General features: G+C 45.0%; 2 protein-coding genes. Both read right to left on the bottom strand.

Annotation, left to right across the window (positions count from 1 at the left end; all coding sequences use genetic code 11):
- A partial coding sequence (locus C1I95_RS37545; RefSeq protein WP_146605970.1) for an SDR family oxidoreductase occupies positions 1-233 on the bottom strand: 233 nt, incomplete at its 3' end.
- A partial coding sequence (locus C1I95_RS37540; RefSeq protein ID WP_267900741.1) for a DapH/DapD/GlmU-related protein occupies positions 233-404 on the bottom strand: 172 nt, incomplete at its 5' end. The genes C1I95_RS37545 and C1I95_RS37540, both read right to left, overlap by 1 nt.

The following is a 404-nucleotide window of genomic DNA, read 5'->3' as shown; positions in this document are numbered from 1 at the left end:
AATTTAGCAACCGTACCATCAATTACAGCTTGAACTTCATCTTCATTGGTTACATCGGCTTTGAAAATTTCGATTTCAGCCTCAGGATATTGAGCTTGGATTTCTTGTAATCGATCCAGACGACGAGCGGCCAAGCTAAGCTTAGCTCCTTGTTGCGCTAGCATTGCTGCTGTCGCAGCTCCGATTCCACTCGAAGCGGCCATGATGATTACTACTTTATTCTTATTACTCATTATTTTTGATCCTCCTTAGTATTCTTGATTACTTTAATTACGCGTGCTGGAATACCAGCAACTACCGCATTGGGTGGAACATCGCGGGTAACCACGGCGCCCGCAGCAACTACTGCATTTTCACCAATAATTACGCCAGGAGTTACCGTCACATTGGCGCCTAACCAAGCA

It is taken from the genome of Micromonospora craterilacus, assembly GCF_003236315.1.
GTDB lineage: Bacteria > Actinomycetota > Actinomycetes > Mycobacteriales > Micromonosporaceae > Micromonospora > Micromonospora craterilacus.
The sequence above is the reverse complement of the archived record's forward strand: the minus strand, read 5'-3'. Positions and strand labels throughout refer to the sequence as shown.